Here is a 12278-nt window from a genome sequence, read left to right as displayed (position 1 = left end):
GTGCTCATGTTCGTGAACGGGTAGATGGGCGTTCGCATGGGGCGATAGCTGACACCAGCTGGCCCAACAGCCCGCGCCGCGTGACCACGATGATGCCCGCCGGCATGGAGTCCGCCAGGCGGCACGCGCTCTGCGCGATGTGCTCGCGCTGCGTGGTGGTCGGCGGCCGCAAGTGTAGAAGCCCAGGCTCGGCTCGCGCTCGATGCGCCGCGCGATGCGGTCCAGGATCCCACGCAGCACGGGGTACGCGCCGGTGGCCGTCTCGCCGCTCAGCATGATGGCGTCGGCCTGCTTCGGTGATCGCGTTGGCCACGTCGGTCACCTCGGCGCGCGTGGGCATCGGGTTCTCGATCATGGACTCGAGCATGCGTGGCCACGATGGACGGCTTGCCCGCGATGGCGCACTTCCGAACGATTTCATGCGCTGGATGACCGGCAGCCCTCGAGGTCCACCCACACCGAGATCAGTCGCGCGCCACCATGATGCCGCGTCGGCCACCGCCAGGATCGCGTCGAAGTTGTCCACGCCCTTCGCGGTTCTCGATCTTGGCGCGATGAGCTTCTGGTGGCCGCCTGCCTTCGATGAGCGCGCGCACCTCGAGGATGTCCTCGGCCCGCGCACGAACGACAGCGCGCGATGAAGTCGAGGTCCTGCTCGATGAAATGGCGAATTGATGTCCGCGGCGGTTCTTCTTGGTGATGGACGGCAGGTTCACGTGCACGCCCGGCAGGTTCACGTGCTTGCGCGAGCCCAGCTTGCTGCCGTCACGCACGCGGCACTTCAGCCGTAATCCTCCACGGCCAGCACCTCCAGGTTGATGGAGCCCGTTGTCCACGGTGACGATGTCGCCGCGCTTCAGGTCGCGCACCAGGTCCTGGTAGTTCACGTGCACGGTGTGCGCCTCGGCGTCGCCGGCCAGCACCGAGAAGTGCAGAAGACGTCGCCCTTCTTGAGGTCGATGGACCTGCTCAGCTCACCCGTGATCCGGGCCCCTGCGGTCCATCAAGAGCGCCACCGGGTTGCCCAGCTTCTTGTTGAGGCTCTTTGAGGCTGCGGATGGTCTTGCGGTGCGCCGGATGATCACCGTGCGACATGTTCAGGCGCGCTACGTCCATGCCGGCTCCAACAGCCCGCGCAGGCCCCTGGAGGACCAGGTGGCGGGGCCGATGGGGCGGTGATCTTGGTGATGCGTCGCTCGGGGCTGCGTGGAGGGGCCATGCGGCGAGCCTAGCAGGCCGGCGATCGTCTCGTGAACTTCAGGGCGTCGGGACGCCCCACAGCGCGTGCACCCACGTGCCCAGCACCACCATCAGCGCTTCACTGGGAGGTGCTCCCGCGCGCTCGTGCAAGGACGCTAGCATCACCAGACCCGACAGCATGGCGTACACCACAATGACCAAGGCCTGCGGTGTTACCGTGCGCTCGGCGATCGTGGCGGAGGGCGTAAGCTCCGGCAGAGGCGCGCGAGCAGCGGCCCATACCAGCGCTCCATGATGACCTCTTTGTTCGGGGCCACGCGCCAGCAGCGCGGCACCAGGCGCGCCAGGTTGGGGCGCGCAAAGTACAGACCCACCACCGCCGCGAGGTTGCGCGCGTGGCCCGCGTGGTCGGTGGGGCGCACCAGCAGCGCGCTCATATGGCCCGGGTGCGGCAAGATAGCGCCCAGCGCCGGCAAAACGCCGCGTACATGTCCCGCTTTGCTGGGAAGTGCTTTGTAGAGGCTGGGCGTGCGGATGCCCACCCGTCCGCGATGGCGCTCAGGCTGGCGGGCCTCGCAGCCCACCTGCGCGAACGTGTCCTGGCGGCGTCCAGGAGGCAAAGTTTCCGCGTGGTCGACAGGGCAGGGGTGGGCTCTTTGGGCATCGGGATCCGGCTGCTCACCCGCCCGTGATCCCGGCGCGGGCTGGGCTACCCAGTGGTGGCTAACGGCTACCAGCTAATAGCCGCTTAGCGCCGCCTGCCTCCGAACGCAACCGAGAGCCCCATGCAGCAACGCCACGACAACCCCGTCTCCGCCATCTGGACCGCCATCCGCGAGAACCTGAACCGCAAGAACGCCAAGAACCTCATCCCCGGCGCGCTGCCCAGCGACCGGCTCGGAGGGGCGCACGGTGATGGTGACCGGCAGCAACCGGGCCTGGGCAAAGCTGCCGTGGGCGGTGGAGAGCTGGCTCTCGCGCGGCGCCTGCGGGTGATCATGCCGTGCCGCGGTGGCATCCCCGAGGCCGGCCAGGAGGTGCGCGACAGCGCAGCGGCAACCCCCAGATCGAGATGATCTCAGGGGATCTCCTCGACCCGGCGAGCGTGCATTTGCCAGCGACACTGCGCCGACCGGGGCGAGCGCACCGACATCCTGAGAGCAACGCCGGCGTGGTGCCCAAGGAGGGCCGCAAGTCCGCGCAGGGTTTCGAGCCGATGGTGGCCGTGAACTGCCTGGCGCCCACGGTGTTGGTAGTGGCCCGCTCGCGCGACGGAGTGATCCCCGGGGCGACACAATCGCCAACAACGGGCCCCGCCGGTTGTCCGCCGCGCTCGCGCATCGTGTTTCGCGTGTTGAGCGAGGCGCACCGCACCGCGATTTGCGTTGGACCTGCCGGGCCCCGCGCTCTTCGAGGACTTTGGTATCCGCGACGCTATGCGCTACTACGGGCGTAGCGAAGCTATGCTCTCAAGCACTTCTATGCGTGGAGCTGCCGCCCTGCTTGAAGAAGCCGGACGGGACGTGCTCCGACGCGGTGGTGCATCACCTGTGCCCCGGCCGGTGGGATCGCCAACATGGCGCGTGACGCGCCCAACTGGGTGAAGCCCCTGCTCAAGGCGTCGCGGCGTGGCTCTCCAACCGCCCGGAGGTCGCGGCCGAGCCGGTGGACACCTACCCCGTGGCGGTGGCCTGGGCATCGAGGGGGCGCACCGGCATGCCCCTGCACATGCGCGCCGTGAGAAGCCCTGCAGCGAGCGGGTGGTCGAGCCCCGCCTCGCTGGCAAGGCGCTGTGACTCCACTCGCGAGATGGGGGCGCGTCCGATGCGCTTCTCCTCCGCCGAGTCCATGTGCGACCCCAGCTTTCATGCCGCTCGCTAAGGCGGCCTAAGCAGCGGGCTGGCACGTCGGTTACCATCCCCGGACAGCATCTGTTACTCGGAGGACTCCGAGTCGAAGTACCCGCGCCACGGCACCGGGGACCGCGCGTTCCTGTTTTGGGCAAGCCGTTCGTCGAGGCCTTCGCTCATCCCGGAGCTGGCGCCGTGACGTCTGTACCATCCGCTTCACCACCCTCGCACGTGAAGTTGCCCATCCGTTTGCCGGTGCTCGTGAGGGCTAGTCGGTCAGCCTTGGTGGCGGTGTTCACCAACGACCGCTTTGGTCGGCGTAGTCTCTCCGAGCCCCTGGGCCGGAGGACTTCGCGGTCACCTTCACGGAGTGGAAGACCTGCGGCAAGCGTAGTTGACGAGACGAACGCCATCATCCGCGGGGCTCCTGCGCGGCGGGATTCTTTCGCTCGCGAAGGCCAGCACTCATACGCTGCCGAGCATCGAGATTTGCCCCGCGCCGAGGCAGCCGGTGCCCATCCCGACGGCGGCTACGCTTCGAAAAAGCGGCATTGAAGCGCGCGCCTCCCGGCGACGGCTGATGTTCGCGGGCGGGGCGCCCGGAAGAGCTCGCGCTGCCTGACCGGTTGGCGGAGGCTGCGCCGCGAGGCCGGTCAGAGAACGAGCCCTTCGAGATCCACGCGGGCTCGATGGACGCGTTCAAGCTGGACGGCTAGGAAGCGCTTGAAAAGACCAGGGCATCACGGACGTGATCGTGGGGTTCCGGGCAACGTACGACAACGCGCCGGACATCCAGCCGCTGGACGTGAAGATCGGCGCGCTGCGGAAGTACGCGGACAAGATCATCTCCAAGCTGTGAGCGCGTTCGCGCGCTCCGTCCTCGAGCGGCTCGCTACGTGGAAGACCAGGGCCCCGTGGGCCAATGCATCCACAAAACATAACGATTCATACTAATCTATCGCTTTTTCAAGGAGTCGGCCGAGCCATATACCTTTGAGCATGAAGTCTCTCGATGGTGATGCGCCCACGGTCTTGCAGCGTTCCGCGGTGGCGCGCGGCTGGCTTCGGTCTCTTGGTCTCGGGGCGGCGCTGGCTCTTCGGAGACAGGCTGCGCGGCGTTGCGCCCGACGACTCACGGCTCATACCTTATCTCCGATGGCAGAGCCGCTCGCCAACACGTCCTCCGACAGCTTCTCGCCCCGCGGGCGTCCCTCGACGCGCGACTGCCTCCTGGTGTTGCTGCCTGGCATTGGGGACGGGCCCGACGACTTCGAGCGGAACGGCTTTCTCCGTGACGTGGCAGCTCAGGCGTCCCACTGCGAGGTGGTGCTCGTGGACGCGCACCTCATGTTCTACCTGTCCCAGACCATGACCGAACGCATCGCTGTCGACGTGCTCCACCAGGCGCGGCGGCACGGGTACCGCTCTGTCTGGCTGGTGGGCATCTCGCTGGGCGGCTATGGAGCGATCCTGACGGCACGGGCGCACCCGGACCTCGTCGACGGCGTGGTGCCGGATCGCGCCTAGCGTTGGGTCCCGCCACGAGAGTTCGGTGTTGCGCAGGGGAGATCGGACGGATTGGCGGTCTCCTCCGCTCGCCGGGCTTGGCCAGACCCGTGGTGGCCGGCGCCGCGTCACCTCCCCCGGTGAGCCACGCTTGGTGCGGGACCTCTGCAACGCCACGCACACGTCCCGAGACCCCGGGGTGCTTCGCCTTTCGGAGAGACGACCCGCACGTCGGCGCACGACACCGGTTGGCGGCGGCGCGATGCACCCATCGCGCGTGTTTGCCGCGCCTGGAGCCCACGAGTGGAAGACCTGGCGTCGGCTGTGGAACGACGTGCTCGCTGCACAACCTTGGGCGCCCCAGAACGGAGCGGGTGTGATCCATGGGCCGGTCAGGCGGCATGCTGATATGTCTCGGCGGCGTCGGCAGCTGCGGCTTCGAGCGTCGTCGCCAGCTTGAGCGTGCGAGCGCCAAAGGCGGCAACGAGAGACGAGGTGATGTCGTCCTGGCGCCAGAACTCATCCCAGCGGCCACAGAGGCGGAGCATGCGGAGGTTGAAGATGGCCTGGGAGGTCTCGGGCAAGCAGCGGATGCCAGCGACCTTGAGGCGCGTCTGGCTGCCGGTGCGGTGCAGAGACTCCATGGCGCCCGAGCCGATTTGGTAGCCGCGGGGGCGCCATTGCTCGTAGTCGATGCGGTCGGCGTTGTGGTTGATCGCGGCGACAAGCTTGTTGTGCTCGTCCTCCACCGTGGGCGGGACCACGCCTTCGGCGAGCAGCCCGAGCAGTCGGTCGGCCGCAGGGGAACGCTTTCGTCGACGAGCGTGGGGGGCATCGTCAGCCGGCATCGTGGACGCCGCGATGGGTTGGCACGAACGCTTGGTGTGACCCCGGCGTGGCTTGGGCATCGCCGGCTTCTTGCCGCGGCTCTTGCCGAAGAGAGCGTCCAGCGCGCGTTGATAGAACAGCTTGTTGGAGGCGGTGCCGGCGAGAAAACGTGCCGTCGCGTACTTCGCGAGGGCCTCGAGGAGATGGTAGGCATCGAGCAACACCACCGCTTTGGGGAAGAGCGGAACGAGGCGCTCCTTGATCCACGGCGCACCGTCCGTGACCAGCACCACCTGCACGTTCAGCCCGTTCACCATACGTCCATCGGCTGGCATCCGACCTGTGTCGCGCAGCCATTCGAAGGTCTCCTGCACCTTCTCGCAGTTGCCCCAGGTGTACTCACCCCCAAGGTGAATCGTCGAGCCGTTATGTCGGTCGATGCACCACACGCGGACGCCGTTGGCCATCTTCCACTGCGCGTCCCACGTGTCGTCCACGTACGTGCGCAGCGCGTGCGCGTCAGTCGATGCGTACAAGAGCGGGCGGCCCGTCTTCGGATCGCGTGTCGCGCGGGTCAGCAAGAGATGTGCGATGTCCTCGGGCGTGCGGTAGGTCCACTCACGACTCACCAGGCTGCCCACCGTCACCATGTGGCGCGCGATGGTCGTGTCCTCTCGATGCGCGGCGCCGTGCGTGAAGTACGACAGCGCCTCCTGCGCATGGCGGAAGGGGTGGTCGCTGCCAAGTCGGCTCTCCCACTCGAGCAGCAACTCCGACGACCGACAGTGCTTGAACAGGGGCAGCACCGCGGTCTTGGCGGGCGTGTGGGTCACCGTCGCCGCGGCAGCGCTTCGGTCTCGGTACGCGAACCACGGGAACGTCACCGGACCAAGCGTCGTGCTGAGCGTCGCGTGGTAGTCGCCGTCGAGCCGCAGCGTGACCTGCTTGGGGTCGAGCCCGCGCTCTTTGATGTCTTGCGCCGTTGCCCGCGCACACATGCGGCGCAGCCCAGCGCTCATCAGCGCGCGTCCGAACTCCAAGGAGGTCTTCCACACGTGCTCTTCGAGCTCGCGCGCCGTGGCGCCGTCGTCGGCCGCGTGGAGCATCAACACAAGGGCCTCGTGGATGGCGGCAGCGGTCTCCTCCTTGACCGCCTGATCTTCGGGAGCGTACAACATTGGCTGGTGGCGCCTTCTGAGGCGTGGTGCCTCGGTGGGGATACGAACGCCACCTCCTACCAACTCCCCCTCGTCACGTCGATCCCCTCAGACGGCCTCCGTGACCGGCTCATGAATCACGCCCGTTGAGCGACGCCACAACCGTGACGGTCACCTATGAGATGAAAGATGGAACTCTACAAGATGCAGGTGCTCGAGAGCGTCGCGGTGCTGGCTGTATATGCAGTGGTTCACTATCTGACCAAGAGCTTCGTCAACAGATCTCTGAAACAGATTCAGCTGCAGCGCGGAAGAAGGAAGGCCGTTGTCAAAGCCGTTCACCTCATAACCTTCGTGTCTGCAGTGTTCATGCTGGCGGTCGTATGGGGCGTCGAACAAAGCGAAATCGCAGTGTTCGTGGGAACGACGCTCACGGTGCTCGGTATCGCGTTCTTTGCGCAGTGGTCCCTGCTGTCGAATTTTACGTCGAGCATATTGCTGCTGTTTGCGCATCCCATCAAGATCGGGGACACGCTGCGCATCCTAGACAAGGACTTCCCGGTCGACGGAGAGGTGTCCGACCTGACCTATCTCTTCGTTCATCTGAAGAGCTTCGATGGTGGTCATGTCATCACTGTCCCGAACTCCTTGATTCTTCAGAAGTCTGTGTTGATCATGGATAGAAACGCGAGAGAGGTCCTCGAGGGCGTGGTGCACCGCCCTTCGGAGTGAGGGACCGCCCGCTCACGTGGGCCGGCGCGGCAGGGCTTCCTTCGCTCAGGGCGCGTCTGCGGTGAGCGCACGCATCGCGTTCGCGACCTGGGTGCGGGTGCACGCCTGACAGTCTTCCCGACCACGGCGTCCGCATCCTTGGCGAGGGAGCGCGTCGAGCCGGGCCACGAAGGGCAGGGCTCGCGCGTCGCCAATCTCGGCGATGCTCTCGAGGGCAGACCGGCGCTCGGCGCAGCCCTGCCCCAGCTCGAAGCGCGCGAGGGCGCGTGCGTACTCCGGGACGGGCGTCGTCGTGGCCATCACGATGGTGTTGGCGGCGACCTGGCGGTCGCTGCGACTCTCCACGTTCATCAGCGCCGCGATCGCGCTCTCGATGCTCGGGTCGAGTACGACCGCCGCGGCGGCTGACGAATCGTTCTCCGCCCGTTCGACGATGACCGGGCCACGAGACGTCTGCACGATGTCGGAGCGCGGCGGAGCCACTGCGACGACCTGCGGACGAGGCGCGGGGGCGATGGGCACGATGACGGTGGGGCGCATCACAAACGCGAACAGCGCGACCAGCACGAGCAGCGGGGCCGCGACCAGCGCGAGCCGCACACCCATCGGCAAGCTCCGCAGCCGAGCGCGCATCCCGCCGACGCGCGCGGGGGTCAGTGCCTGCGGGTGCGACGATGGATAGAGCGTCGCAGCGTGGCCCATGGACTCGGTCTGCAGCGCCACACTCTGGGAACGACTCGCGCATGGTCGGGAGGGAGTCCACCAAGCTCGGACGCATCGCGGGGAGCGAAGCGACCAGCACGTCGCGCACCTCCCCGGCGCTGCTCGGCCGCTGGTCGCGGGACGGGGACAACAGCCTCGAGACGAGCGCGTCGAGCTCCGGCGGCACATTCGCATCGAGCGACGCGATGGGCGTGGCGACGGTGGTGAGCTGCCGCGTGATGATCGACGTGATGTCGGGACCGTCGAAGAGCCGCCGTCCAACCACCGACTCCCACAGGATCACCCCGAGCGCGTACAGATCCGTGCGCAGGTCGACGACCTCGCCGACGGCCTGCTCGGGCGACATGTACCCCGGCGTGCCCATCACCACGCCAGCGCGCGTCAGGGGAACCTCGGAGGTCGCCTCCGCCGCACCGCTCAGGCCGGCGATCCCGAAGTCGAGCACCTTCACGTGATCGCGCCCGTCGTCGCGTGCCGTGAGCACCACGTTGTCGGGCTTGAGGTCGCGATGCACGATGCCGGCCGCGTGCGCGGCCTCGAGCGCGTCGGCAATCTGCGCACCGATGGAGACCGCCCGTGGCCATGGCATCGGCCCAGAATCCAGTGTGTCGGCGAGGCTCGGCCCACGGATGAGCGGCATCACCAAGTAGGCCGAGCCGTCAGGGAGCGCGCCGATGTCGAGGGTGCTCGCGACGTGCGGATGGTCGATCTGCGCGCTTGCCATGGCCTCACGTGCGAAGCGCGCGCGCATGTCGCCGTCGCCAGCGATGCCCTTGTGGATGACCTTGAGGGCCACCTCCTTCGAGAGCCCCATGTGCTCTGCGAGGAAGACAGCACCCATTCCGCCCTCTGCCAGCAGGGAGATCACACGGTAGCGACCATCGATGAGATCACCCGTGGAGATTGCGTGCGGCAAGGCCAGTGTCATCTCGAGTCGTTCCGTTCTTCGCGGCGTGCCCTGGCTGGGCCAGTACTCCGATGGTGCACGAAAGCAAGCCTCCGTGTTGGTCCCGAGGTGGTACACCCTATCGCATGCGCACAGGCCCTCCCAGCGGTCCAGACCTCGCGCTCCTGCGTGAGCTCAACGCCCGCGAGCGGGACTGGTTCCTCACCGGGCGCGTCGCCGCGGCGGTTCAAGGTGTTCCGCTCGGGTGGTCGACGCTCGACATCCAGACGGGCCGCGGAGCCTACGCCAACGTCCACGCGGCGCAGCTGGCATCAGGGCACGAGCCGCGAGGTTGGCCGCCGCCGAGCCAGGCGGAGCACTCGCCCGTGCGTCTCGACGCGTACGTGGCGCCGGAGCGCTTTGCCGTGGAGCTCAGACTCGCCGTCCACGTCGTCATCGAGGGCGTGCCGGTTCGCGCGCAGAGGCTCTCCACCCTCCTGGCATCGCTGCGCGCGTCGGGCTGCGACATGGACGCGTTGTCCGCCGTCGAAGCGGTGCTGGCGCAGCGCGGCGAGCTCCCGGTGCCGCCGGCGTTCGCACCCGAAGTGCGCCTCGGAACGGTGTACGGGGCAGGCTTTGCGGCGGTGATGTCGGTTCTGCGGGGCGCGGGCTACCAGCAGTCAGAGGGCCCCTACGGCGGCACGTACTGGATGGCGTTCGACGACGTCGACCCACGCACGGGTTCGCAGTCGGCGGACGTCTCGTACCGCGAAGACCCGGCGCGCCCGGTCACCGAGTCCATCCGGCGCGCCCTCACAACCAAGGGGTAGCTGGACCGTGCTCACCTCCGGGAAGCGTGGACCGCCGTCCTAGCCTCGCACCCCCTCAGTCGTTATGCTGATGTTATGACGATCAAGCGGATCACCATCAGCGTGCCCTCCGAGGTCGCTGCGCGCATCAAGAAGGCCGCGGGAAAGACCCCCGTGTCGGCCTGGGTCACCGGCGTGATCGAAGAACATCTCGACGACGCCGAGCTGGAGCGCGCTTGGGAGGCGTTCTACCGCGACGTGAACCCGTCCAAGGGCGCCCAGCGCTGGGCCACCGGCGTCGTCCAGAAGCTCAAGCGCAACTCCGAACCTCGCAAGAAGGGCGCTGCGTGAGCGCTGCGCGCGGTCTCGTGCTCGACGCGGGCGCGTTCATCGCGGCGGAGCGACGTGACGAGCGCATGGTCGCGCTCGTCGCAGCGCTTCACAAAGCCAGGATTCCGCTGGTGACCTCGGCAGGTGTGGTTGGACAGGTCTTTCGTGGAGGCACGGGACGGCAGGTCCCCGTCAGCTTCCTCCTGCGCCAGACAGCGGTCATCGACCTCACCTATGCGGTGGCGCGCGTACTCGGCCGGATGCTCGGGAGCACCAAGACCTCCGATGTCATCGATGCACACATCGTCCTGCTGGCGCGCGAGCGAGACTGGACCGTGCTCACCTCCGACCCCGACGACCTGCGCCGGATCGACCCGGGCCTGACGATCGAGACGATCTAGATTGCCCCGTGGGGGACCGCTCCGCGGCCAACGCCCTGCGGCGGCTCTTGCGCTAGTCTTTCGGGGTACGCCCGCCACGCCACGCGTCCCGAGCCTCCGTCCAGGACCGCCATGAACCGCCGACTTTCACGCCCGCAGAGCATCCTTGCTCCCCTCTCTTTCTCGTGCCTCATGTTCGCTGCGTGGGCTTGCACGTCCTCGCCGCGCTACGCCGAGGAGTTTCGAATCGTGCACGTGCGGGCCACGGACTCCGTCGCCACGCAGCTCGCCACACACGCGTGCGTGGGTCTGTACAACCGTCGCCTCGGGGGTTCCGTCTTCGTCCAGAGCGACCCGGACGTTCCCCAGTCCGCCATCGATGGCGTCGTCCCGCAGGACGAGCTCTGGCTCGATGCGCTGAGCCTCGCTTCCAGTCGTAGCCAGGAGGCGCCGGAGTTTCTGCAGGAGTGCGTGGCCGACTTCGGCTGCGTTCGATACTCGTATGCCGAGCAGCGCGAGATCCTCCCGAGCATCTTGACCGTGGCAGCGGCCCATGGTGCGCCCATGCTGGCGGACGAGTCGCCCATTCGGTGTGACGATCCCATCGTCGACGCCACGCAGGAATTCGCCGGCATGACGACTCAGCTGTCGGCCACTCAGCACGTCTACGAGAACTACCTGGGCCAGACGACAGGACTCGCCATGCTGAATCCCGGTTACAACCGCAACGCCGACGACTTGGCCAACCCGGACCTGTCCGACGAGATGTCCGTCGCCCTGATCGACTACGTCTTCGAGCAGAAGCTGTTCGTGGTCTTCCTCATCAACGGCTGCATCGACGGCAACCCCGAGAGGGAGCTCTTGTCCAGCATCGTGAACGAGAGCGGGTGGGAGACCCCGCTGCCGGTGTACGGCTACAACGACTCCTGGCTGGTTCAGGGCTACCTCTACGAGGCCCAGACCCGTTGCCTCCCGAGCGCGAACATGGGGGCGATCCCGACGCGCACCTCCAACCTGTCTTTCTTCGGGAGCCGTCGCCCGCCGATCCGACGTGCGGCTGAGCTCCCGCACAATGCACCGCAGGCTGTCTCCTATGATCCCACCAAGGTCTACGTGGCCTTCGTCGTCGGAGACGGCGACAACGTCCGGTACATCATGTCGACCCGGCGAGATTGGATGGAGGAGCGGCTCGACCGCTGCGCCGGCGCAAGTCCGGCGTGCCCACCCCTCACTTGGACGATCTCGCCCCACCTCCCCGAGCTCGCCCCCGACGTACTCGAGTGGTACTACGAAGCGGCGGAGTCCACGGGCTCGGACTACTTCGCGCTGCCGCCCAGCGGACACCTCTACGCGTATCCAGGGTCCATGCCGCCCGAGCAGCAGGAGCAATTCGTCGCCAACACCGAGAGCGTCGCAGAGCTCCTGGGGACACGCAGCGTCGTGCACTGGGAGTGGTTCACCAACTGGAGGGGGGCCCTCAGCAGCTTCCTCCCGCGGTACGCGCATGAGGGCGGACAAGTTCAGGGGGTCTTCCCGGTCAACGTCCCGTACTTGGTCGATATGTTCGCTGCGTGGCCGGCCGAGCAGCAGTACGAGCGCATCACCGGCTCCGACGGCTCGGCCGTGGTGATCTTCCGCTCGCGTTCATGGCGCGGCGTGGACGACAGGGACTCCTTCCACCCCACGGCTCAGGCCATGTCCGAGCGCCTCGCCGCGCTCCCCCCCGGCTCGGTCACGTGGGTCTACATGACCAGCGACGGTGGTCTCACGCTCGAAAACTCGTACACCGCGCTCACGCAGATCCTGCCATCCAACGTGGTGCTCGTCTCCGCCGACGCGGCGGCGCAGCTCGCGGTCGCCGCCAGCGCGCCGTAGCT

Annotated in this window: 13 protein-coding genes; 7 read left to right on the top strand and 6 right to left on the bottom strand. The window is 67.3% G+C overall.

Annotated features, from left to right (window positions below; all coding sequences use genetic code 11):
* Nucleotides 1–4: 4 nt before the first annotated feature.
* From IPI43_27440 to IPI43_27425, 4 genes are all read right to left on the bottom strand, one after another.
* Nucleotides 5–622 carry a hypothetical protein gene (locus IPI43_27440; protein MBK7777808.1) on the bottom strand — a complete coding sequence of 206 codons (618 nt, stop codon included), beginning with the start codon at nt 620–622 and terminating at the stop codon, nt 5–7.
* A 347-nt stretch (nt 623–969) separates the two neighbouring features.
* Complete coding sequence (locus tag IPI43_27435; GenBank protein ID MBK7777807.1) at nt 970–1116, bottom strand: hypothetical protein; 147 nt, start codon at nt 1114–1116, stop codon at nt 970–972.
* Between the two features lie 141 nt (nt 1117–1257).
* Nucleotides 1258–1401, bottom strand: coding sequence for a hypothetical protein (locus IPI43_27430; GenBank protein MBK7777806.1), 144 nt, complete (start codon nt 1399–1401; stop codon nt 1258–1260).
* An 11-nt stretch (nt 1402–1412) separates the two neighbouring features.
* Entirely contained in the window at nt 1413–1637 is a 225-nt protein-coding gene (locus tag IPI43_27425) for a hypothetical protein (GenBank protein ID MBK7777805.1), read from the bottom strand.
* A 348-nt stretch (nt 1638–1985) separates the two neighbouring features.
* Between IPI43_27425 and IPI43_27420 the strand changes: the two genes are divergently transcribed.
* Together IPI43_27420 and IPI43_27415 are read left to right on the top strand one after the other, a co-directional pair.
* The gene (locus IPI43_27420; GenBank protein ID MBK7777804.1) at nt 1986–2276 is read left to right on the top strand and encodes a hypothetical protein; all 291 of its coding nucleotides are present in this window, start codon (nt 1986–1988) and stop codon (nt 2274–2276) included.
* Between the two features lie 1929 nt (nt 2277–4205).
* Nucleotides 4206–4577 (top strand): alpha/beta hydrolase, encoded by a 372-nt coding sequence (locus IPI43_27415; protein ID MBK7777803.1) that lies wholly within the window; start codon nt 4206–4208, stop codon nt 4575–4577.
* Between the two features lie 371 nt (nt 4578–4948).
* Here the strand turns inward: IPI43_27415 and IPI43_27410 are convergent, their stop codons facing one another.
* Nucleotides 4949–6562 (bottom strand): hypothetical protein, encoded by a 1614-nt coding sequence (locus tag IPI43_27410; protein ID MBK7777802.1) that lies wholly within the window; start codon nt 6560–6562, stop codon nt 4949–4951.
* Nucleotides 6563–6730: 168 nt separating this feature from the next.
* Here IPI43_27410 and IPI43_27405 point away from each other — a divergent pair, with 168 nt between their 5' ends.
* Entirely contained in the window at nt 6731–7273 is a 543-nt protein-coding gene (locus IPI43_27405; protein ID MBK7777801.1) for a mechanosensitive ion channel, read from the top strand.
* On the opposite strand, the gene IPI43_27400 is transcribed toward IPI43_27405, so the two are convergent.
* Entirely contained in the window at nt 7215–8912 is a 1698-nt protein-coding gene (locus IPI43_27400) for a serine/threonine protein kinase (protein MBK7777800.1), read from the bottom strand. The genes IPI43_27405 and IPI43_27400 overlap by 59 nt on opposite strands.
* 116 nt (nt 8913–9028) lie before the next feature.
* On the opposite strand from IPI43_27400, the gene IPI43_27395 reads away from it, so the two are divergent.
* The 4 genes from IPI43_27395 to IPI43_27380 all read left to right on the top strand — a co-directional run bounded on the left by IPI43_27395 (nt 9029) and on the right by IPI43_27380 (nt 12276).
* Complete coding sequence (locus IPI43_27395) at nt 9029–9712, top strand: hypothetical protein (GenBank protein ID MBK7777799.1); 684 nt, start codon at nt 9029–9031, stop codon at nt 9710–9712.
* 75 nt (nt 9713–9787) lie between these two features.
* Complete coding sequence (locus tag IPI43_27390; protein ID MBK7777798.1) at nt 9788–10042, top strand: hypothetical protein; 255 nt, start codon at nt 9788–9790, stop codon at nt 10040–10042.
* Nucleotides 10039–10422, top strand: a complete 384-nt coding sequence (locus tag IPI43_27385) for a PIN domain-containing protein (protein ID MBK7777797.1) — start codon at nt 10039–10041, stop codon at nt 10420–10422. The genes IPI43_27390 and IPI43_27385 overlap by 4 nt, the downstream gene beginning before the upstream one ends.
* 171 nt (nt 10423–10593) lie before the next feature.
* Nucleotides 10594–12276, top strand: coding sequence for a hypothetical protein (locus IPI43_27380; protein ID MBK7777796.1), 1683 nt, complete (start codon nt 10594–10596; stop codon nt 12274–12276).
* Nucleotides 12277–12278: the final 2 nt, after the last annotated feature.

This window comes from Sandaracinaceae bacterium, assembly GCA_016706685.1.
Classification (GTDB): Bacteria; Myxococcota_A; Polyangia; order Polyangiales; family Houyiibacteriaceae; genus JADJJE01.
The sequence above is the reverse complement of the archived record's forward strand: the minus strand, read 5'-3'. Positions and strand labels throughout refer to the sequence as shown.

Coding starts and splice junctions, on each gene's coding strand:
- IPI43_27395 (MBK7777799.1), top strand. CDS start 9,029: ATGCGCACAGGCCCTCCCAGCGGTCCAGACCTCGCGCTCCTGCGTGAG.
- IPI43_27390 (MBK7777798.1), top strand. CDS start 9,788: ATGACGATCAAGCGGATCACCATCAGCGTGCCCTCCGAGGTCGCTGCG.
- IPI43_27380 (MBK7777796.1), top strand. CDS start 10,594: ATGTTCGCTGCGTGGGCTTGCACGTCCTCGCCGCGCTACGCCGAGGAG.
- IPI43_27425 (MBK7777805.1), bottom strand. CDS start 1,637: ATGAGCGCGCTGCTGGTGCGCCCCACCGACCACGCGGGCCACGCGCGC.
- IPI43_27415 (MBK7777803.1), top strand. CDS start 4,206: ATGGCAGAGCCGCTCGCCAACACGTCCTCCGACAGCTTCTCGCCCCGC.
- IPI43_27435 (MBK7777807.1), bottom strand. CDS start 1,116: ATGGACGTAGCGCGCCTGAACATGTCGCACGGTGATCATCCGGCGCAC.
- IPI43_27410 (MBK7777802.1), bottom strand. CDS start 6,562: ATGTTGTACGCTCCCGAAGATCAGGCGGTCAAGGAGGAGACCGCTGCC.
- IPI43_27420 (MBK7777804.1), top strand. CDS start 1,986: ATGCAGCAACGCCACGACAACCCCGTCTCCGCCATCTGGACCGCCATC.
- IPI43_27405 (MBK7777801.1), top strand. CDS start 6,731: ATGGAACTCTACAAGATGCAGGTGCTCGAGAGCGTCGCGGTGCTGGCT.